We start from the raw sequence: 20,655 nt of genomic DNA on the forward strand, positions 1-20,655 counted from the left end.
AGACACATCCATGAACCACTTTTTCTCCACCGGAGTCGCTGAGGCAGACCCCGCCGTCTACGCCGCCATGGACCACGAACTGCAACGCCAGCGCGACCAGATCGAACTCATCGCCTCCGAGAACATCGTCTCCCAGGCCGTATTGGAAGCCCAAGGCTCGGTGCTCACCAACAAATACGCCGAGGGCTACCCCGGCAAGCGCTACTACGGTGGCTGTGAGCATGTCGACGTGGTGGAGGCGCTGGCCATTGAGCGCCTGTGCAAGCTCTTCGGCTCTGAGTTTGCCAATGTGCAACCCCACTCGGGCGCACAGGCCAACACCGCGGTGATGCTGGCGCTGGTGCAGCCCGGCGACACCGTGCTGGGCATGGCCCTGTCCGCTGGCGGCCACCTGACCCACGGCGCCAAACCGGCCCTCTCCGGCAAATGGTTCAAGGCCGTGCAGTACGGCGTGCGCCGCGAAGACTCGCTGATCGACTACGACGAAGTCGAAGCCCTGGCCGTCGAACACAAACCCAAGCTCATCATCGCTGGCTTCTCGGCCTACCCGCGCACCATTGATTGGGCCCGCTTCCGCACGATTGCGGACAAGGTGGGCGCACTGCTCATGGTGGACATGGCCCACGTGGCCGGCCTGGTCGCCACCGGCGTCTACCCCAGCCCGGTGCCGCATGCCCACGTCACCACCTCCACCACCCACAAGACCCTGCGCGGCCCGCGCGGTGGCGTGATCCTGACCAACGACGCCGAGATCGCCAAGAAGATCAATTCCGCGGTGTTTCCTGGTGCGCAGGGCGGCCCGCTGATGCACGTCATCGCCGCCAAAGCAGTAGCGTTTGGCGAAGCATTGCAACCTAGCTTCAAGACCTATACACAACAAGTCGTGGCCAACGCCAAGGCCCTGGGCGCGGTGCTCAAGGCCGGCGGCCTGGACCTGGTCACCGGCGGTACCGACAACCACCTGCTGCTGGTCGACCTGCGCCCCCTGGGCCTGAAGGGCAACACCACCGAAGTGGCGCTGGAGCGCGCTGGCATCACTTGCAACAAAAACGGCATTCCGTTCGATGACGAGAAGCCGACCATCACCTCCGGTATCCGCGTCGGCACAGCAGCAGGCACCACGCGCGGTTTCGGCGTGGCCGAGTTTGAAGAAGTGGGTCGCTTGATGCTGGAAGTGTTCAACAGCCTGAAGACCAAGCCGGAAGGCGATGCCGCCCTGGAGGCCTCGGTCTATGCCCGCGTCAAGGCACTGACGGCCCGTTTTCCTCTGTACGCATAAAGGACCCGCACCATGAGCACCCTGCACCAAGACTCCATCGTCATCGACGGCCTCATCATCGCCAAGCTGGACCGCAGCGTGTTTGAGGACATGAAAAAGGGTGGCTTGGCCGCCGCCAACTGCACCGTGTCCGTGTGGGAGGATTTTCCCAAGACAGTCGACAACATCGCCCAGCTCAAACAGCTGATCCGCGACAACAGCGACCTCGTCACACTGGCGCGCAATACGGCAGATATCGTCAAAGCCAAAGCCGAAGGCAAGACCGGCATCGTCCTGGGCTTTCAGAACGCCCATGCCTTTGAGGACAACCTTGGCTACATTGAGGCCTTCCATGACATGGGCGTGCGCGTGGTCCAGCTTTGCTACAACACGCAGAACCTCGTGGGCACTGGCTGCTATGAGCGCGATGGCGGGCTGTCCGGCTACGGCCGCGAGGTCATCGCCGAGATGAACCGCGTGGGCATCATGGTCGACCTGTCGCACGTGGGCAGCAAGACCTCGGAAGAAGCGATCCTGGCCTCCACCAAGCCCGTGGCGTACACCCACTGCCTGCCCCTGGGCCTGAAGGACCACCCGCGCAACAAGAGCGACGCAGAACTGAAGTTCATCGCCGACCACGGCGGCTTCATCGGCGTGACCATGTTCTCACCCTTCCTCAAGCGCGGCAATGAGTCGACCGTGCACGACTACGTCGAGGCCATCGACTACGTCATCAACATTGTGGGCGAAGACTGCGTGGGCCTGGGCTCTGACTTCACCCAAGGCCACGGCCATGAGTTCTTCGACATGCTGACGCATGACAAGGGCCGCTGGCGCCGCCTGACCAACTTCGGCCAGGTGATCAACCCAGAAGGCATTCGCACCATAGGTGACTTCCCCAACCTCACGGCCACGATGCAGCAATCCGGCTGGTCCGATACCCGCATCACGAAGGTGTTGGGTGCCAACTGGATGAAGTTCTTCGACCAGGTCTGGGGCACCTAAGCCCACAACCCACCGCTTCCCCCGTGCTCTCGTTCCCTTCCACAACCAGGAGTTAGTTGCTATGACCGTTTCGTTCTCCCCGCGCAAGCGTCGTGAATTCCTCACCCAAACTCTGGGCCTGTCTGCCTTGGCCATGTCCGGCGGCGCCGCGCTTGCCCAGGCAAAGCCCACCCTGAAGATCGGCTTTGTCGATGGCTGGTCCGACAGCGTCGCCACCACCAACCTGGCTGCCGCCATCATGCGCAGCAAACTGGGCATGAACGTGGAGCTGGTCCCACTCGCCGCTGGCATCATGTGGCAAGGCGTGGCCCGTGGCGACATTGACATGACGCTCTCCGCCTGGTTGCCCGTGACGCACGAAGCCTACCTGACCAACTTCAAGGACAAGGTGCAGATCATCGGTGCCAACTACCCCGGCGCCAAGATCGGCCTCATCGTGCCCGACTACGTCAAGGCCACGAGCCTCGCAGACCTGAACACCTACCGCGCAGACTTTGACAACCGCATCGTCGGCATCGACGCCGGTGCTGGCGTGATGAAGAAGACCGAAGAAGCCATCAAGGCCTATGGTTTGGAAATGCGCCTGCAGCCCAGCTCCGGCCCCGCCATGGCGGCAGAGCTGGACCGTGCCTACCGCGCCAATAAGTCCATCGCTGTGACCGGCTGGATCCCGCACTGGATGTTCGCCAAGTACAAGCTGCGCTTCCTGGCCGACCCCAAGACCATCTACGGCGCCGAAGAGCATGTGGACAGCGTCATCAACCCCGGCCTGAACACCAAGGCGCCTGCGGTGGTGGCCTTCCTGAAAAAGTTCTCCTGGAAGCCCGAGGAAATCGGCGCCGTGATGCTGGCCGTCGAAGGCGGTGCCAAGCCTGCAGACGCTGCTGAAAAGTGGATGAACGACAACGCAGCCCGCGTTTCCGGCTGGCTGTAAGACTGACGCGATCGAGGTAAGACCATGCACCCCCAACTCCCCATTGACGTTCACGCAGACACCGGCGTCTGGACCACCGACGGCTTGCCGATGATTTATGTGCCGCGGCACTTTTTCGTCAACAACCATGTGGAAACCGAAGCCGTGGTGGGTCGGGAGGTGTATGCCCCAGCGCTCTACAAGGCTGGCTACCGCTCGGCCTACTTCTGGTGCCAGAAGGAAGCCGCCACCCATGGCATCGAAGGCATGGCGGTGTACGAGCACTACCTAAAACGCCTGTCCCAGCGCGGCTGGGGCCTGTTCTCTTTCACCTCGGCCGACGCAACCACAGGCCACGCCACGGTCAAGCTGGAACACTCGGTGTTTGTGCTGGCTCAGGGCATTGCCGGTGTGCCAGTGAACCACAGCAAGGTCTGCTACCTGTTTGCGGGCTGGTTCTCCGGTGCCATGGACTGGGTGCTGGAAACCGGCGGCTCCGCCATCCGTACCACCAGCGAAGAAACCCAATGCGCCGCTGAATCTCATGCACATGGCCACGCGCACTGCGTGTTCACCGTTCGCCCCCTGTAACCCCACCTAGCCAGGCACCCCGCCATGCGTTACCCGCACTTGTTTGAGCCCATCCGTCTGAACCAGGTTCTGGTGCGCAACCGCATCGTCAGCACCGCGCATGCCGAGGTGTATGCCGAAGGCGGCCATGCGTCGGAGCGCTACATCCGCTACTACGAAGAAAAAGCCAAGGGCGGCGTCGGCCTGGCCATCTGCGGTGGCTCCAGCCCGGTGTCGCGCGACAGTCCCTGGTCGTGGTGGAGTTCCATCAACCTGGCCAACAGCTCGGTGGTGGACTCCCTGGCCAAGCTGGCCGAGACGATGCACAAGCATGGCGCCAAGATCATGATCCAGGCCACCCACATGGGCCGGCGTAACGCCTGGCACGGCTTTGACTGGCCGCACCTGGTCAGCCCCTCGGGCATCCGCGAGCCCGTGCACCGTGGCAATGCCAAGACTATCGAGATCGAAGAGATCCGCCGCATCGTGGCCGACTATGGCCGCGCCGCCAAACGCGTGAAAGACGCCGGCCTGGACGGCATTGAAATCTCGGCTGCGCACCAGCAGCTGATCGACCAGTTCTGGAGCCCCCGCGTCAACCACCGCACCGACGAATACGGCGGCAGCCTGGAAAACCGCATGCGCTTCGGCATGGAGGTGCTGCAGTCCATCCGCGAGCAGGTGGGGGCAGACTTCTGCGTGGGCATGCGCATGTGTGGCGATGAATTCCATGAAGACGGCATCAGCCACGACATGGCCAAGGACATCGCCCAGGGCATGAGCGAGTCCGGCCTGATCGACTTCCTGAGCGTGGTGGGCTCTGGTGCCGACACGCACAACACCCTGGCCAACTGCATGCCGCCCATGGCGCTACCGCCCGAGCCCTTTGTGCACCTGGCCGCCGGCATCAAGTCGGTGTCCAAAGTGCCAGTGATGCATGCCCAAAGCATCCGCGACGCCTCGCAGGCCGAGCGCATCCTGGCCACCGGCATGGTGGACATGGTGGGCATGACCCGCGCGCAAATTGCCGACCCGCACATGGTCATCAAGATCCGTGACGGCAAAGAAGACCAAATCAAGCAATGCGTGGGGGCGAACTACTGCATCGACCGCCAGTACAACGGCCTGGACGTGCTGTGCGTGCAAAACGCCGCCACCAGCCGGGAGCAAACCATGCCCCACGTGATCGCCAAGACCACCGGCACGCGCCGCAAAGTAGTGGTGGTGGGTGCCGGCCCGGCCGGGCTGGAAGCGGCCCGCGTGGCGCGCGAGCGCGGCCACGACGTGGTGCTGTTTGAGAAAAACACGCTGGTGGGCGGGCAGGTCAACCTGGCCGCCAAGCCGCCCAAACGCGAACAGATGGCCGGCATCATCCGCTGGTTTGACATGGAAACCCTGCGTCTGGGCGTAGACCGCCGCCTGGGCGTGGCGGCCACGGCCGAGATGATCCAGGCCGAGGCCCCCGATATCGTGGTGTTGGCCACCGGCGGCGTGCCCCACACGGGGCAGACGCCGGCCTGGGGCGCGGCCGAGGGCCTGTGCGTGAGTGGCTGGGACATCCTGAGCGGCGCCGTGCAACCTGGCGAGAACGTACTGGTGTACGACAGCATCAGCACCCACGCTGGCACCGGCGTGGCCGACTTCATTGCCGCACGCGGTAAGCAGGTGGAGATCGTCACGCCCGACGTGAAAGTGGCCGATGACACCGGCGGCACCACCTTCCCCATCTTCTACCGCCAGCTCTATGCCAACGGCGTCATTCAGACGCCCAACCACTGGCTGGAAAAGGTCTACCGCGAAGGCGACAAGCTGATTGCAGTACTGAAGAACGAATACACCGAAGCGCTGGAAGAGCGCGCCGTGGATCAGGTGGTGGTGGAAAACGGCATCTTGCCGAATGACGGCCTGTACTGGCAGCTCAAACCCCTGTCTCTGAACAAGGGGCAGACCGACCTGGACGCGCTGTTCGACGCCCTGCCCCAACCGGCACTGAGCCAGCCTACCGGCAACGGCCGGTTCCTGCTCTACCGCGTAGGCGACTGCATTTCCATGCACAACATCCACGCCGCCATTTACGACGCGCTGCGTCTGTGCAAGGACTTCTGAGATGCTGCCCCAGCTCGTCAGCACGGTTTTCTGGCTTGCAGTCCTGGCGCTGGCCTGGGGCCTGGCCCGCCGCGCATTTATATGGAAAAAAGGCCGCCAGTCCGCGGTAGATATGCGCGGGCTGCTACAAATTCCGAAGCGTTACTTTGTCGACCTGCATGACGTCGTGGCGCGTGAACCCTTCGTTGCCCGGGCTCACGTGGGTGTGGCCGGCGGTGCCATCCTGGCGCTGGCGCTCATTGCCGTGAACTACGGCCTGGGCCTGTACCTGCGGGCGCTGGATGCGGCATTGCTGTTTGCCGGCGTGCTGATGGTCGCAGGCTCCTGCGCCATGGCCTGGCGCCGCCGTGCGGCACCGGCCCGCCTCTCGCGTGGCCCCTGGAGCCGCCTGCCCTTCAGCCTGCTGCTGTTTGCTCTGGCCGTCAGCCTCACATCAGCAGTGGCTCTCACCGGCACCGCGCTCGCCCCGTGGCTGGCGGGCCTCGTCAGCCTGGCCTTTGCCGCAGGCGCTGCCGAGCTCGCGCTGGGCATCGGCCTGGGCGGCCCCATGAAGCACGCGGTGGCAGGCCTGCTGCATCTGGGCTTGCACCCAAGGCCAGAACGCTTTGGCACACTGGCTGAAAAGCGCTTTGCCACCGCCCTGCGCCCGCTCACCCTGACGGCCGATGACATGGGCGTGGGCAAGCCCGCCGACTTTGCCTGGAACAAGCTGCTGTCATTTGATGCCTGCGTGCAGTGCGGCAAGTGCGAGGCCGCCTGCCCTGCCTTCGCGGCGGGCCAGCCCCTCAACCCCAAAAAGCTGATCCAGGACCTGGTGGTGGGCATGAGTGGCAGCACCGACGCAGCCTATGCCGGCAGCCCCTACCCCGGTCAACCCGTCGGTCAACACAGCGGCGCACCCCAGCTGCCCATCGTGGGCGGCCTGATCAGCAGCGACACCCTGTGGTCCTGCACCACCTGCCGCGCCTGCGTGCAGGAGTGCCCGATGCTGATCGAGCATGTGGACAGCATCGTCGACATGCGCCGCCACATGACCCTGGTAGGCGGCGTGGTGCCCAACAAGGGCAACGAAGCGCTGGACAACCTGCGCGATACCGACACCGTGGGCGGCTTCCCCCTGAGCGCCCGCCACCACTGGGCGGCGGATCTCAACGTGCCGGTGCTGGCGGCCGGCGACTCAACCGACTGGCTGGTGCTGGTGGGTGAAGGCGGTTTTGACATGCGCTACCAACGCACCCTGCGCGCCTTCATCAAGACACTGCAAAAGGCCAATCTGAAGATTGCCCTGCTGGGCGCCGCAGAAACCGACGGGGGCGACCTGGCCCGCCGCCTGGGCGATGAGGCCGGCTTCCAACGCCTGGCCCGACAGCTCATGGCTACCTTGCAGGCGCGCAGCTTCAAAGGCATCGTGACTGCAGACCCGCACCTCTTCCACCTGCTCAAAAATGAGTACCCCGCGCTGGGCGGTCACTTCACGGTGTTGCACCACACCCAACTGTTGGCCGATCTAATGGCCAAGGGCAGCCTGAAAGCCACCCGCAGCGCTGGCGTGGACAGCCTGACCTACCACGACCCCTGCTACCTGGGCCGCTACGGCCAGGAGGTGGACGCCCCCCGCGCCGTGCTCAAGGGCATTGGCATCAAGGTCGTGGAAATGGAACGCCACGGTGTGCGCGGTCGCTGCTGCGGCGGCGGCGGTGGTGCGCCATTCACCGACATTCCGGGCAGCACCCGCATCCCCGACATCCGCATGGCAGACGCCAAAGCCACCGGTGCCGCCGTGGTGGCGGTGGCCTGCCCGCAATGCACGGCCATGCTCGAAGGCGTGGTGGGCCCACGCCCCGAGGTGCGCGACATTGCCGAACTCGTGGCCCACGCTGTGGAGGCTGTATGAACACGCCCGCTGCGGTACGCCGCGTCGACCCACGCCGCCCCGCCATCCTCACGCCCCAGGGGCTGCGCCGCATTGTGTTGGGCAGTACCGAGGGCGAGCGCGGTGCCGCGCGCTTGCAAGCGGCGCACGACGCGCCCAAAGCCGTGCGCAGCCAGGGCCCATTCAAACACGCCCATGTGGTGGTCACCCACACCGAACGCGGCGCCCTGGGCGATGGCGCGCGTCAAGCACTGGCTGCCGCCGCCATCCTGGCCGATGCCGCCACCGAAGTGGTGCTGTTGGCCCTGGGCCCCTGCAAAGACGATACCGCTGCGTTGGGTGCCGACCGCGTGCTGTGCGCGACGGACTTTGACGCCAGCCACTACCAGCCAGAGGCCGCGGTCACCTGGCTGCGGACGCTGCAGACGCAGATGAGCGTGCAGCACTGGTTCTTTGCCGACCACTCCGCCGATGGAGAACTGGGCCGGCGCTTCGCCGCTGCCAGTGGTTTGCCGGCTAGCTGTGGTGTGGCAGAGATCAACGCACGCGAGACGCGCACGCCGGCAAGCCCTACCCATGACCGCGTGCAACCCCACACAGCGGTCCTGCTGCTGGGCAAGGGAACCGCCTCAACCCATCTACCGTTTGTAGGCTTGGGCCTGGCTGCGCAGGCCCCGGCATGGGTGAACGCGCCCCACGCCCAAGTCGAAGACCTAGGCGTGCAAGTCGGCGACCCCCAGTCCCTGGCGCTGGAAGAAGCGGACTTCATCGCCGCGGCCGGCAATGGCGTGCAGAACGTGCCCCTGTTCCACGAACTGGCCCGTAGCCTGGGGGCCGCGGTAGGCGCATCGCGCGTGGCGGTAGACGATGGCCGCTTCACCCGCGCACAGCAGGTGGGGGCCACCGGCAAAACAGTGAGCGCATCGACCTACCTCGCGCTGGGCATTTCGGGCGCGGTACAACACTTGCAAGGCATCAAGGATTGCCGCCATGTGATTGCCGTGAACACCGACGCCTCCGCCCCCATGACCAAACGCGCCGACCTCACCCTGGTCGAAGACAGCGCCGCGCTGATGCAGGCCCTGCTGCAATTGGTACGTCAAGGCAAGGAGCAAGCATGAGCCGCGTGACCGTGTTGGTAGCCGCGAGACAGCACCCCGTGAGTGGCCAGCCCACCCGCAGCCCGGCCGACGCCACAGCTGTTGCCGTGGCACTGGCCATCCCAGGCAGCGATGTGCAGCTGCTGAGCGCCGGCGCTCTGGGTGACGCTGTGGCCCGCGACTACCTGGCCCAAGGTGCACGCTCCATCGAAGTGATAGCCACCGACGCTGACGTGTGTGCGGCGCTGCTGTCCCCGCTGAAGGAAGTGCCGTGGGTGTTGACCGGGACCCGCAGCGCAGAAGAGGCGGGGGGCAACCTGCTGCCGTTCCAACTGGGTGCTGCCCTGAACCGCCCGGTGCTCACCCAGGTGGTGGCGATTGAAGACCATGGCGCGCACTGGATCGTGACCCAGGCCCTGCCCAAGGGCGCGCGCCGCCGCCTGAAGGTCACGGCCCCTGCGGTGCTGGCCATCAGCGAGGCGGCGCCGGCTACGGTACGCTACGCCCTGGCAGACAAAACAGCGGGGCGCATTTTCCGCACCGGTACAGTCGCCGCCAACCAGGCATCCGCCCATGTCGGCACACTAGTCCCCCGCAGTAAACGCCGCGCCGTGTTGCAAGCCAAGGTGGCCCAAAGCGGGCATGCCCGCATGCTGGGCGCGATCGACTCGCCGTCTGGCGGCGGCACCGTGGTTAGCACCGGCACCCCCGAACTCAAGGCGCAGGTTCTGCTGGACTACCTGCGCCGCCATGCACTCGTCAATTTCTAGGAAAGGTACAAGAGGTACACCATGCACGCCACCATTTCCGCCCAAACCCTGTTAACCCGTGAGTTGCTGGCGCGCCGCCGCCCCGGCTACAGCCTGGAAGCGCCGTTCTACCTGAGCGAGTCCATCCTCGCGGCCGACATGGAACACATCTTTGGCAAGCACTGGATCTTTGTGGCCGTGGAGCCCCAGATTCCCGAAGCTGGCGACTACATCACGGTGGACTTTGGCAATAACTCCATTCTCATCGTGCGCGATGACGACATGCAGGTCAAAGCCTTCCACAACGTCTGCCGCCACCGTGGCTCGCGGCTGTGCGCCAGCCAGCGGGGCTCGGTGGGCAACATCGTCTGCCCCTACCACCAGTGGACCTATGACCTCAGCGGCAAGCTGCTCCACGCCAAACACATGGGCGATGACTTCGACCCCTCCACCTCCGGCCTGAAGGCCGTGCATGTGCGCAGCCTGGGCGGACTGATCTTCATTTGCCTGGCCGAGAACCCGCCGGAAGACTTCGAACACATGGCGCAGGAGATGACGCCTTACATCGCGCCGCACCGTCTGGCCGATTGCAAGGTGGCAGCGCAGGTTGACATCATCGAAGACTGCAACTGGAAGCTCACCATGGAGAACAACCGGGAGTGCTACCACTGCGTGAGCAACCACCCGGAACTGACCATCTCCCTCTACGAATACGGTTTTGGCTACAAGCCCGATGCGCAAAATGCCGCCGGCCTGCAGCGCTTCAAGGATGTCACTGCCGCCAACCATGCGCGCTGGGAAAGCATGGGCCTGCCCTCGGCAGAAATCGACACCCTGGATGACCGCGTCACCGGCTTTCGCACCCAGCGCCTGCCGATTGACCGCGCGGGCCAGTCGCAGACCATGAACACCGAAGTGGCCTCCAAAAAACTACTGGCCGACTTTGTGGACCCCGCACTGGGTGGCCTGTCGTTCTGGACCCAGCCCAACTCCTGGCACCACTTCATGAGCGACCACATCGTGAGCTTCTCGGTGCTGCCCATCTCGGCTGGCAAGACCCTGGTGCGCACCACCTGGTGTGTGCACAAGGATGCGGTGGAAGGCGTGGATTACACCGTAGACAACCTCACCGCCGTGTGGAATGCTACGAACGCGCAGGACCGCCGGCTAGTGGAAGAGTCGCAGATCGGTGTCGCCAACGGCGCGTACGAGCCCGGCCCTTACTCCCCCTTCACCGAAGGACTGGTCGAGAAGTTCTGCAACTGGTACGTGGGCCGCATGCGCGAGCTGACCCGCTGATTCCTCTTTCTGCCTCGCCCCTTCACTGACCGATTGCCCACCACCACCGCATGAGCTTTCCCGCCCACCTTCCTGACTTTGCCAGCGTGGCATCTCCGTCTTGGTCTTCGGACCGGGACGAAACCCTGCGCTGCATCCACATCCGCCAGGAAACGCACGACGTCAAAACCTTTGTGCTGGCGGCCGATGCGCCGCGCACCTTCCGCTACCGCCCAGGTCAGTTCATCACCCTGGAGCTGGAGATTGCAGGGCAGAAAATCAACCGCTGCTACACCCTGTCCTCGACACCCACGCGGCCCGACGTGGTCAGCATCACGGTCAAACGGGTGCCCGGCGGCGCGGTGTCCAACTGGCTGCACGACCACCTGCGCGTGGGCATGGCACTGGGCGTAATGGGCCCCTCGGGCGACTTCAGCTGCTTCCCCCCCACCGCCAAGCAATACCTGCTGATGTCAGGCGGCAGCGGTGTCACCCCGCTGATGTCGATGGCACGTGCGCTGCACGATCTGGGCAGCGATGCGGACGTGGTGTTTGTGCACTGCGCCCGCACACCAGCCGACGTGCTGTTTGCCGAAGAGCTGGTCCTGATGGCGCGCAACATGCCGAAGTTCCGCGTGGCCATTGTGTGTGAGCAGCACACCGCCGGCAGCAGCTACGCAGGCCACCTGGGCCGCATGGATGCCGCACGCCTGGCGCATATTGCGCCCGACTTCATGCAGCGTGATGTCTACACCTGCGGGCCAGCACCATTCATGGGCGCCGTGCGCACCTTGCTGGAACAGGCCGGGTTTGACATGGCACGCTACCGCCAGGAAAGTTTTTCGTTTGAAGAAACCGTGGCCCCTGCGGCGGTTGCCACGGAACCCGACCACGCCGCACCTGGTGGCGCGGTGCTGCACACCATCACTCTGAAGAAGACCGCGCAAAGCTTTAGCTGCGCGGAAGACCAGACCATTTTGCAAGCCGCATTTGCGGCCGGTGTGCGCCTGCCATCGTCATGCAGCAGCGGCGCCTGCGGCACCTGCAAGTCGCAGAGCCTGTCGGGCAAGGTACAGATGCAGCACGCGGGCGGTATCCGCCAGCGGGAAATCGACCAAGGCTGGATGCTGCCCTGCTGCTCCAAACCCTTGAGCGACGTGGCACTGGACCGCTAACCCCTACGGAGTGCATGTCCAGACCGCCGATGAAACGCCCCATGCACTCTCTTTTTTCCACCACAACTTTTGCGCCTGGCATGGCGCGAAAGCCTTGCTGCGCGCGGCTTGGCGCGCAAAAAACAGTGCCACGACCAGTACCTAACTGGCTCGCCCCTTGCTTACACCATAACTACTTTTTGTCATCACGCGATGAACTTTGGAGACCTCCATGTCGGATCTGAAAATCAGTGTCAAAAACCTTTACAAAATCTTCGGCAACAACACGGCACCTGCGCAGAACATGTTGAACGAAGGCTTCAGCAAGGATGAGGTGTTTGCAAAAACGGGGCATGTCGTCGGCGTCAACCGCGTCAGCTTCGATGTCAACCAGGGCGAAATTTATGTGCTGATGGGTTTGTCGGGGTCCGGCAAGTCCACACTGATACGGCTCATCAACCGCCTGGTGGAACCCACCGACGGCATGATCATCATCGACGGGCAAAACATTGCCCGCCTGCCCCAGCCGGAGTTGGTCAAGTGGCGGCGCAAACGTGTGGCCATGGTGTTCCAGTCCTTCGCGCTGATGCCGCACCGCAGCGTGCTGGACAACGCCGCCTTTGGCCTGGAGATGGCAGGCACCGAGCGCAAGGAACGCGAGAAGCGCGCCATGGAGGTGCTGGCCCAGGTGGGTCTGCACACCTATGCAGCCAAGTACCCGCACCAGCTCTCGGGCGGCATGCAGCAGCGTGTGGGCCTGGCCCGCGCGCTGGCCGTGGACCCGGACATTCTGTTGATGGACGAGGCCTTCTCGGCTCTGGACCCGCTCAAGCGCGTAGAAATGCAGACCCTGATGCTGGAGCTGCAGCGCGAGCAGAAACGCACCATCCTGTTTGTCTCGCACGACCTGGAAGAAGCCCTGCGCATCGGCAACCGCATCGCCATCATGGAAGGCGGCCAGCTGGTGCAGGAGGGCACGGCGCACCAAATCATCACACAACCCGCCAACGCCTATGTGCGCAGGTTCTTTGAGGGCGTGGACACCTCACGCTACCTCACCGCCGCCGACCTGCTCGACAGCAGCCTCAACGGCCATTCGTACCACGGTGGACCACGCCTGTCCTGGTCCACCCCCTTGCCAGACGCCATGAAGATCGTCATGGGCCTGGACGAACCCGTCGGCGTGTTTGACGCCGCGGACCACCTACTGGGCTGCATCTCTGCGCGCAGCCTGCTTGTCAAAATGTCCCAGGAAGCCCGCCATGTCTGATCTCTTGACCACAGTAACCGAAGCCTCTCACGACATGCTGCCGCTGGGGCAGTGGGTGAACGCCGGTGTGAAGGTGCTGCTCGATAACGGTGCATCGGTATTCGATTCCGTGGGCGTCGTGGTGGAGGGCTTTGCCCAGTCCATCGAGCAGGGTTTGCTGGCGATTCCCTTCTGGCTGGTCATCGCCGTGGCCACCTATGTGGGCATCAAGCGGCTGGGTTGGGGGTTTGGCCTGTTTGTTGCTTTGGCTTTGATGCTGATTGTGGTGACGGGCTTCTGGCCCCAGACCATGGTGACCTTGGCGCTGACCCTGTCCGCCACCCTGATCAGCTTGCTGTTTGGGATTCCGCTGGGCATCTGGTGTGCCCGCAACAACCATGTCAACGCCAGCGTTCGCCCTGTTTTGGACTTCATGCAAACCATGCCCGCCTTTGTGTACCTGATCCCTGCAGCCATGCTGTTCGGGCTCGGGCGCGTGCCGGGCACGATTGCCACCGTGATCTTCGCCATGCCCCCGGTGGTGCGCCTGACCAGCCTGGGCATCCGCCAGGTAAGTTCCGAACAGGTCGAAGCGGGCAACGCCTTCGGCTGCACCTCGGCCCAGCTGCTCTTCAAGGTGCAACTACCCATTGCCATGCCGACCATCATGGCCGGTGTGAACCAGACCATCATGATGGCGCTGTCCATGGTGATCATTGCCTCCATGGTGGGGGCCGGTGGACTGGGCAACGACGTGCTGGCCAGCATCCAGCGCCTGGATATCGGCTTAGGGTTTGAGAGTGGTCTTGCTGTCGTTTTGCTGGCTATTATTCTGGACCGCATTACGGAGAGCTTTGGCGTGGCACGCCAGAGCCATGACAGCTAAGAACAAAAGCGGATCAGGAGCATCACGTGCAACGGACACCTCAGGACATGAACTCGACGGCAGCCCAGGGCGCGAATGAATCGCGTGCCGACGGCACGCCCACGCACGTCGGCTTCATCCTGATGCCGGACTACTCGATGATCGCGTTCGCCAATGCCATCGAAACCCTGCGCATGGCCAACTACATCAGCCGCAGCACCCTGTACCGCTGGTCGGTGGTCAGTACCGACCAGGCCGGCGCGGTGGCCAGCAACGGGTTGTGCATGGCGTCGGGCTGTGGCGCCGAGGCGCTGTCGGGCTGCGACATGGTGTTTGTGTGCGGGGGCGTGAACATTCGCGCCAACACCGACGACAAAGTTCGCCAGCTGCTGCACCAATGCGCCGCCAGCGGCGCGGCCATGGGCTCCTTGTGCACCGGTTCGTTCGCGCTGGCCAGTGCCGGTTTGCTGGACGGCTACAAATGCGCCATCCACTGGGAGAACCTGGCCGCCATCAGCGAAGAGTTTCCCCGCGTGCAGTTCTCCACCGAAGTGTTTGTGCTGGACCGCGACCGCTACACCTGTTCGGGGGGCACGGCGCCCCTGCACCTGATGCTGCATCTGGTGCGCGCGCACCACGGCGCCAAGCTGGTGATGGACATTTCGGAACAGTTCATTGTGGAGCGCCTGCGCGCCAGCAATGACCGCCAGCGCATTCCGCAGCCCGAATGCATAGGCCCGGGCTACCAGCACCTGACCGAGGCCGCTGAGATCATGGCGGCCAACATTGAAGAACCTCTGCCACTGGCCGAGCTGGCCGCCGTTATCCACGTGTCCCTGCGCCAGTTGGAGCGGCTGTTCCACCGCTACTTCAGCATGAACCCCGCGCAGTACTACATGAACCTGCGCTTGCGCCGTGCGCAAGAGTTGCTGACCCACAGCAGCATGCCCATCATGCAGGTCACCGTGGCCTGCGGCTTCCAGTCCGCATCGCATTTCTGCAAAGCCTACCGCAGCCTGTTTGGGCATTCCCCCAGCGAAGAGCGCCGCAACCAGGCAGTCGCGCCGGAGGCCCGCAACACCACCGCCCGCCGTCGGGCCAGCACCCGCCGCTTCGAAGCCAGCGCCCACGCCTGAGACCGGTGCCCGCCCGCTGGGCTTCTGGCGTTGCCGCGCCTGTTCATTTGCTATTTATTTCATAGCTGCTCGCACAATATCTGTGCGGGCTAGCGGCATTTTTTATTAAATTTTCTCTTTCAAGGCCCATGCCGCGCTGGAGCCATTTCACGTCGTTCTGAGCAAAGTTGGACACGGCCAACCTGCCAAAGTCGCAGGGCGTTTAGCTCGAAACTCCCCCACCTCACACGATTGGAACTGGTCATGAAGCTCACCCTCTCGATGCTGGCTTGCACAGCCGCTGTACTTTCCCTCTCCGCTCCGCTGGCCCAGGCAGAAGAAGCCAGCTGCAAGGCGGTGCGTTTTGCCGATGTGGGCTGGAGCGACATCGCAGCCACCACGGGCATGGCCTCGGTGGTGCTGGAAGGCCTGGGCTACAAGCCCACGGTGACCATCGCGTCGGTGCCCATCACCTTTGCGGGTATCAAGTCCAAGCAGATCGACGCCTTCCTGGGCTACTGGAACCCCAGCATGACTCCCATGATCGAGCCCTTTGTGAAGGCCGGCCAGATCAAGGTGCTGGACCAGCCCAACCTGGTGGGCGCCAAGTACACCCTGGCCGTACCTGCCTACCTGTACGACAAGGGCCTGAAGACCTTTGCCGACATCTCCAAATTCCAGAAAGAGCTGGACGGCAAGATCTACGGCATTGAACCCGGCAATGACGGCAACGCCCTGATCATCGATATGATCAAGAAGAACGACTTCAACCTCAAGGGCTTCAAGATCGTGGAGTCGTCCGAGGCCGGCATGCTGGCCGAAGTGATGCGCTCAACCCGAAGCAGCAAGCCCATCGTCTTCCTGGGCTGGGAACCCCACCCCATGAACGTGCAGGTGAAGATGAAATACTTGGAGGGCGGAGACGCCGTGTTCGGCCCCAACCTGGGCGAAGCCAAGGTGTTCACCGCCATCCCACCAGCCTACGAGACCCGCTGCCCCAACGTAGCGACCCTGCTGAAAAACCTGCAGTTCAACACCGACATGGAAAACAGCGTGATGCTCTCCATCATGGGCAAGGCCAAGCCCAATGCCGCTGCCAAGGACTACCTGAAGAAGAACCCCGCCGTGCTGGAAGGCTGGCTCAAGGGCGTGAAGACTTTCGACGGCAAGGATGGATTGCCCGCCGTCGTGGCATCCCTGAAGTGAGCCTGACTGCATGAGCCTGGACACCGCCACCCATTACTGCCTGAACCTGGCCTGCGGGAGCGCCCGCGGCCAGGTGGCTGCCATCTCGAACCTGCTGAACGAGCATGGGGCTTACATCGAGCAGTTCTCCGTGTTTGACGACCACACCACGGAACGGTTTTTTGTGCGCGGTGTCTTCAGCCTGCGTAGCCCGGTGCAGGTGCTCGAACACGCACTCACCGGGCTGGCCACGACCTTCCCGAATGCGCAGTGGAAAGTGCACGACCTGGCCGTACCCACCAAGGTGCTGATCATGGTCTCCAAGTTCGACCACTGCCTGCGCGAGCTGATTGCGCAATGGCGGCGTGGCGAACTGAATATGGATATCGTGGCCGTGGTGTCCAACCATGCCGACCTGGCCAGCATCGCCCATGCCGAGGGTCTGCCTTTTCACCACCTGCCCATCAGCGCCGACACCAAGCCGCAGCAAGAGGCGCAGCTGGAAAACATCATCACCGCGAGTGGTGCCGAATTCGTCGTGCTGGCGCGCTACATGCAGGTGCTGAGCGAAGACCTGTGCCACCGCCTGCATGGCCGTGTCATCAACATCCACCATTCCTTCCTGCCGGGTTTCAAGGGCGGCAAGCCCTACCTGCAGGCGTTCGAGCGCGGCGTCAAACTCATCGGTGCAACGGCCCACTTTGCCACCACCGACCTGGACGAGGGTCCTATCATCGAACAATCCGTCGAGCGCGTAGACCATGCAGACACACCCCAGAACCTGGCCCAGGCGGGCCGGCTGGTGGAGAGCCTGGTGCTCTCGCGTGCCATGCGCTTTGTGCTGGACCGGCGGGTGTTCATCAACGGTAAAAAAACGGTGGTGCTGCGCTGAGCTGCAGCCAAAAGGACGCTTGTGACGGATGTTGTTATTCCCAGTTTTATCGACGGCCATGCCGTGCACGGCAGTGGCGCGCGCTTTGAGACCTTCAACCCGGCCACGGGCCAAGTCATCGCTGGCGTGCACGACTGCACGCAGGCCGATGTCGATGCTGCCGTGGCCGCAGCCCAGCGTGGCTTTGCAGTCTGGTCGGCCCTGACCGGCACCGAGCGGGGCCGCATCCTGCAGCGTGCGGTGCAGATCCTGCGCGAGCGCAACGACGAACTCGCCGCCCTGGAGGTACAAGATACCGGCAAACCCTGGCAAGAGGCCCAGGTGGTGGACGTGGCCAGCGGCGCGGACTGCATCGAATACTTTGCCGGCGCTGCCGCCACCCTGGCCGGCGCCCAGTACCCGCTCAAAAATGCCTTTGCCTACACCCGCCGCGAACCGCTGGGCGTGTGCGTGGGCATCGGTGCCTGGAACTACCCCATCCAGATCGCATGCTGGAAATCCGGCCCCGCGCTGGCCGCGGGCAACGCCATGATTTTCAAGCCCTCGGAGTTGACCCCGATGACAGCGCTCAAGCTGGCCGAGGTGTACCTGGAGGCCGGCGTGCCGCCGGGCGTATTCCAGGTGCTACAGGGCCGCGGCACTACCGGCGCCCTGCTGGCCGCGCACCCCGATGTGGCCAAGGTGTCCGTCACCGGCTCGGTACCCACCGGCAAACGCGTCATGGCCAGCGCCGCCGACACGCTCAAGCGCGTGACCATGGAGCTGGGTGGCAAGTCACCGCTCGTGGTGTTTGAGGACGCTGACTTCGAACAGGCCGTCACCGCCGCCATGATGGCCAACTTCTACACCCAGGGCGAGATCTGCACCAATGGCACGCGCGTCTTCGTGCAGCGCAGCATCCTGCCGCGCTTCATCGCCCGCCTGAAAGAGCGCACCGCGCTCTTGCGCGTGGGCGACCCCATGCACCCCGACACCGAGGTGGGCGCACTGATTTCTGCCGCCCACCGTGACAAGGTGATGGGCTACATCCAGATCGGCCAGGACGACGGTGCCACGCTGGTGTGCGGTGGCCACACGGTGGCCGTGCCCGGCATGGAGGGCGGCTACTTTGTTGCCCCCACCATCTTCGCCGATTGCACCGACCCGATGCGCATCGTGCAGGAAGAGATCTTCGGGCCGGTGATGTCCATTCTGGCGTTTGACGACGAGGCCGAAGTGCTGCGCCGTGCCAATGACACCCGATTCGGCCTGGCCGCTGGCGTGTTCACGCGTGACAGCGCGCGCGGCCACCGCATGGCGGCCGGCCTGAAAGCCGGCATCTGCTGGATCAACAACTACAACATCACGCCGATCGAAATGCCGTTCGGCGGCGCCCGTGAATCCGGCATTGGCCATGAGAACAGCATGGTCGCGCTGGAGCACTACACCCAGCTCAAAACGGTTTACGTCGAACTCGGCCAGGTGGCCTGCGGCTACCGTTAATCCTCGCCACGCTTTGCCATGCGCACAGAAATTTTTGACTACATCATCGTGGGTGCCGGCTCTGCCGGCTGTGTGCTAGCCAACCGTCTGACCGAAGACCCGGACGTGTCAGTGTTGCTGCTCGAAGCCGGCCCCGGCGACAAGAGCATCTTCATCCACATGCCCTCGGCGTTTGCCTACCCGCTGGCCAACGACAAGTACAACTGGTACTACCACTCCGAGCCCGAACCCTTCATGAACCAGCGCGCCATGTACTGCCCGCGCGGGCGGGTGCTGGGCGGCTCCTCGTCCATCAACGGCATGGTGTACATCCGCGGCCACGCCATGGACTACGAGGGCTGGGCGTCCTACGCCGGGCTGGAGAATTGGTCGTATGCCGACTGCCTGCCCTACTTCCGCAAGGCCGAGACACGGGCCAAGGGCGGGGACGATTACCGTGGTGACAGCGGCCCGCTGCATGTGTCCACCGGCGCCTGCAAAAACCCGCTGTACAACGCCTTCATCGACGCGGGCCAGCAGGCCGGCTATGCGCGCACCGAAGACATGAACGGTTACCGCCAGGAAGGCCTGGGGCCCATGGACATGACGGTGCACAAAGGCCGCCGTTGGAGCACCGCCATGGCCTACCTGCGCCCCGCGCTGAAGCGCCCCAATCTGCAGGTGCGCACCCGTGCGCTGGTCGCCCGCGTCACCTTTGCGCCCGACACCAGCCCGCCCCAAGCCACGGGCGTGGAGGTGGTCAACGGCCACCGCACCGATGCCATTCGGGCCAACCGTGAAGTGATTCTGTGCGGTGGCGCCATCAACTCGCCACAGCTGCTCCAGCTCTCCGGCATTGGCAACCCCGATGCCTTGCGCGGGCTGGGCATCCGCGTGGTGGCGCCGCTGCGCGGCGTGGGCGAAAACCTGCAGGACCACCTGGAAACCTATGTGCAGTACGCCTGCAAAGAACCCATCACGCTGTACAGCGCGATGAACCCGATCGCCAAGGTGAAGATCGGCCTGGAGTGGATGCTCAAAGGCACAGGCCTGGGGGCGACCAACCACTTTGAGTCCGGCGGCTTTATCCGCAGCGAGGCCGGTGTCCAGCACCCAGACCTGCAGTACCACTTCCTGCCCATGGCCATCAGCTACGACGGTAGCGCACCGGCCAGCTTCCACGGCTTCCAGGCGCACGTGGGGCCCATGCGCCCGACCAGCCGTGGCTTCGTCAAGATCAAAAGCGTCAGCCCCAAAGAAGCGCCGCGCATTCTGTTCAACTACATGGGGACCGAGCAAGACCGCAAAGAGATGCGGGCCGGCATCCGCCTGACCCGCGAAATCTTCAGCCAAAAGGCGTTTGACCGCTTCCGGGGTGAGGCCGTGTCGCCCAAGGACGATGTGCAAACCGACGCGGAGATTGACGCCCACATCCGTGAGCACGCAGAAAGCGCGCTGCACCCTTCCTGCACCTGCCGCATGGGGACCGACGACATGGCGGTCACGGACGGCAGCGGCCGCGTGCATGGGGTCACGGGCCTGCGCGTGGTGGACGCGTCCATCATGCCGGATGTAGTGAGCGGCAACCTGAATGCACCCACCATCATGCTGGCCGAAAAAATGGCCGACACCATCCGCAACAAAGCGGCACTGCCACGCTCGCAGGCACCGTTTTTCATACACCCTGCGTACGAAACGCAACAGCGCTGAAGCGCGATGCGGCACAAGTAACAAAAAACCGTCACTTTCTAGTTCAGTTGCGACACGCGCAATTGCGCTGCGGGGTGGTTCAGAGGGAAGATGCTAAGGCCGTCATGCATCCGTCACAGGACTGTCATTTGGAACCTGAACACTGGCGACGCTTTCTTTTTTATAGGGAACT

Annotated in this window: 17 protein-coding genes; all 17 read left to right on the top strand. The window is 63.8% G+C overall.

What is annotated here, in order from left to right; all coding sequences use genetic code 11:
• Positions 1 to 10: 10 nt before the first annotated feature.
• Positions 11 to 1,279 (top strand): serine hydroxymethyltransferase, encoded by a 1,269-nt coding sequence (locus tag J2X15_RS10555; protein WP_310342423.1) that lies wholly within the window; start codon positions 11 to 13, stop codon positions 1,277 to 1,279.
• A gap of 12 nt (positions 1,280 to 1,291) precedes the next feature.
• Entirely contained in the window at positions 1,292 to 2,263 is a 972-nt protein-coding gene (locus J2X15_RS10560; RefSeq protein WP_310342426.1) for a dipeptidase, read from the top strand.
• A gap of 61 nt (positions 2,264 to 2,324) precedes the next feature.
• Complete coding sequence (locus J2X15_RS10565; RefSeq protein ID WP_409034272.1) at positions 2,325 to 3,197, top strand: glycine betaine ABC transporter substrate-binding protein; 873 nt, start codon at positions 2,325 to 2,327, stop codon at positions 3,195 to 3,197.
• 24 nt (positions 3,198 to 3,221) lie between these two features.
• Positions 3,222 to 3,767, top strand: a complete 546-nt coding sequence (locus J2X15_RS10570) for a DUF5943 domain-containing protein (protein ID WP_310342429.1) — start codon at positions 3,222 to 3,224, stop codon at positions 3,765 to 3,767.
• Positions 3,768 to 3,791: 24 nt separating this feature from the next.
• The gene (locus J2X15_RS10575) at positions 3,792 to 5,852 is read left to right on the top strand and encodes an NADH:flavin oxidoreductase (RefSeq protein WP_310342432.1); all 2,061 of its coding nucleotides are present in this window, start codon (positions 3,792 to 3,794) and stop codon (positions 5,850 to 5,852) included.
• Position 5,853: 1 nt separating this feature from the next.
• Entirely contained in the window at positions 5,854 to 7,746 is a 1,893-nt protein-coding gene (locus J2X15_RS10580; RefSeq protein ID WP_310342435.1) for a (Fe-S)-binding protein, read from the top strand.
• A complete protein-coding gene (locus tag J2X15_RS10585) occupies positions 7,743 to 8,846 on the top strand; it encodes an electron transfer flavoprotein subunit alpha/FixB family protein (protein WP_310342438.1) in 1,104 nt (367 codons plus the stop codon). The genes J2X15_RS10580 and J2X15_RS10585 overlap by 4 nt, the downstream gene beginning before the upstream one ends.
• Positions 8,843 to 9,595, top strand: coding sequence for a hypothetical protein (locus tag J2X15_RS10590; protein ID WP_310342440.1), 753 nt, complete (start codon positions 8,843 to 8,845; stop codon positions 9,593 to 9,595). Before J2X15_RS10585 ends, J2X15_RS10590 begins: the two co-directional genes overlap by 4 nt.
• 21 nt (positions 9,596 to 9,616) lie before the next feature.
• Positions 9,617 to 10,873 (top strand): aromatic ring-hydroxylating oxygenase subunit alpha, encoded by a 1,257-nt coding sequence (locus J2X15_RS10595; RefSeq protein ID WP_310342443.1) that lies wholly within the window; start codon positions 9,617 to 9,619, stop codon positions 10,871 to 10,873.
• Between the two features lie 50 nt (positions 10,874 to 10,923).
• Entirely contained in the window at positions 10,924 to 12,027 is a 1,104-nt protein-coding gene (locus J2X15_RS10600; protein WP_310342445.1) for an FAD-binding oxidoreductase, read from the top strand.
• Positions 12,028 to 12,238: 211 nt separating this feature from the next.
• A complete protein-coding gene (locus tag J2X15_RS10605) occupies positions 12,239 to 13,276 on the top strand; it encodes a quaternary amine ABC transporter ATP-binding protein (RefSeq protein WP_310342448.1) in 1,038 nt (345 codons plus the stop codon).
• Positions 13,269 to 14,141, top strand: a complete 873-nt coding sequence (locus J2X15_RS10610; RefSeq protein ID WP_310342451.1) for an ABC transporter permease — start codon at positions 13,269 to 13,271, stop codon at positions 14,139 to 14,141. Before J2X15_RS10605 ends, J2X15_RS10610 begins: the two co-directional genes overlap by 8 nt.
• Before the next feature lie 26 nt (positions 14,142 to 14,167).
• Positions 14,168 to 15,256 (top strand): GlxA family transcriptional regulator, encoded by a 1,089-nt coding sequence (locus J2X15_RS10615; RefSeq protein WP_310342454.1) that lies wholly within the window; start codon positions 14,168 to 14,170, stop codon positions 15,254 to 15,256.
• A gap of 243 nt (positions 15,257 to 15,499) precedes the next feature.
• Positions 15,500 to 16,441, top strand: a complete 942-nt coding sequence (locus tag J2X15_RS10620) for a choline ABC transporter substrate-binding protein (RefSeq protein ID WP_409034273.1) — start codon at positions 15,500 to 15,502, stop codon at positions 16,439 to 16,441.
• Between the two features lie 10 nt (positions 16,442 to 16,451).
• Positions 16,452 to 17,312, top strand: a complete 861-nt coding sequence (purU, locus tag J2X15_RS10625; protein WP_310342458.1) for a formyltetrahydrofolate deformylase — start codon at positions 16,452 to 16,454, stop codon at positions 17,310 to 17,312.
• Between the two features lie 21 nt (positions 17,313 to 17,333).
• Entirely contained in the window at positions 17,334 to 18,794 is a 1,461-nt protein-coding gene (gene betB, locus J2X15_RS10630) for a betaine-aldehyde dehydrogenase (protein WP_409034274.1), read from the top strand.
• A gap of 18 nt (positions 18,795 to 18,812) precedes the next feature.
• Positions 18,813 to 20,483: a choline dehydrogenase gene (gene betA / locus J2X15_RS10635; protein ID WP_310342460.1), complete on the top strand. Its 1,671-nt coding sequence runs from the start codon at positions 18,813 to 18,815 to the stop codon at positions 20,481 to 20,483.
• Positions 20,484 to 20,655 lie beyond the last annotated feature (172 nt).

Source organism: Rhodoferax saidenbachensis (assembly GCF_031457975.1).
GTDB classification, from domain to species: domain Bacteria; phylum Pseudomonadota; class Gammaproteobacteria; order Burkholderiales; family Burkholderiaceae_C; genus Allorhodoferax; species Allorhodoferax saidenbachensis_A.

What these genes read in the sequence shown, in the direction of transcription:
- J2X15_RS10555 (WP_310342423.1), top strand. Translation starts at nt 11, where the DNA reads ATGAACCACTTTTTCTCCACCGGAGTCGCTGAGGCAGACCCCGCCGTC.
- J2X15_RS10610 (WP_310342451.1), top strand. Translation starts at nt 13,269, where the DNA reads ATGTCTGATCTCTTGACCACAGTAACCGAAGCCTCTCACGACATGCTG.
- J2X15_RS10560 (WP_310342426.1), top strand. Translation starts at nt 1,292, where the DNA reads ATGAGCACCCTGCACCAAGACTCCATCGTCATCGACGGCCTCATCATC.
- J2X15_RS10590 (WP_310342440.1), top strand. Translation starts at nt 8,843, where the DNA reads ATGAGCCGCGTGACCGTGTTGGTAGCCGCGAGACAGCACCCCGTGAGT.
- J2X15_RS10605 (WP_310342448.1), top strand. Translation starts at nt 12,239, where the DNA reads ATGTCGGATCTGAAAATCAGTGTCAAAAACCTTTACAAAATCTTCGGC.
- J2X15_RS10570 (WP_310342429.1), top strand. Translation starts at nt 3,222, where the DNA reads ATGCACCCCCAACTCCCCATTGACGTTCACGCAGACACCGGCGTCTGG.
- J2X15_RS10565 (WP_409034272.1), top strand. Translation starts at nt 2,325, where the DNA reads ATGACCGTTTCGTTCTCCCCGCGCAAGCGTCGTGAATTCCTCACCCAA.
- J2X15_RS10575 (WP_310342432.1), top strand. Translation starts at nt 3,792, where the DNA reads ATGCGTTACCCGCACTTGTTTGAGCCCATCCGTCTGAACCAGGTTCTG.
- J2X15_RS10595 (WP_310342443.1), top strand. Translation starts at nt 9,617, where the DNA reads ATGCACGCCACCATTTCCGCCCAAACCCTGTTAACCCGTGAGTTGCTG.
- betA (WP_310342460.1), top strand. Translation starts at nt 18,813, where the DNA reads ATGCGCACAGAAATTTTTGACTACATCATCGTGGGTGCCGGCTCTGCC.
- J2X15_RS10585 (WP_310342438.1), top strand. Translation starts at nt 7,743, where the DNA reads ATGAACACGCCCGCTGCGGTACGCCGCGTCGACCCACGCCGCCCCGCC.
- purU (WP_310342458.1), top strand. Translation starts at nt 16,452, where the DNA reads ATGAGCCTGGACACCGCCACCCATTACTGCCTGAACCTGGCCTGCGGG.
- J2X15_RS10620 (WP_409034273.1), top strand. Translation starts at nt 15,500, where the DNA reads ATGAAGCTCACCCTCTCGATGCTGGCTTGCACAGCCGCTGTACTTTCC.
- J2X15_RS10580 (WP_310342435.1), top strand. Translation starts at nt 5,854, where the DNA reads ATGCTGCCCCAGCTCGTCAGCACGGTTTTCTGGCTTGCAGTCCTGGCG.
- J2X15_RS10600 (WP_310342445.1), top strand. Translation starts at nt 10,924, where the DNA reads ATGAGCTTTCCCGCCCACCTTCCTGACTTTGCCAGCGTGGCATCTCCG.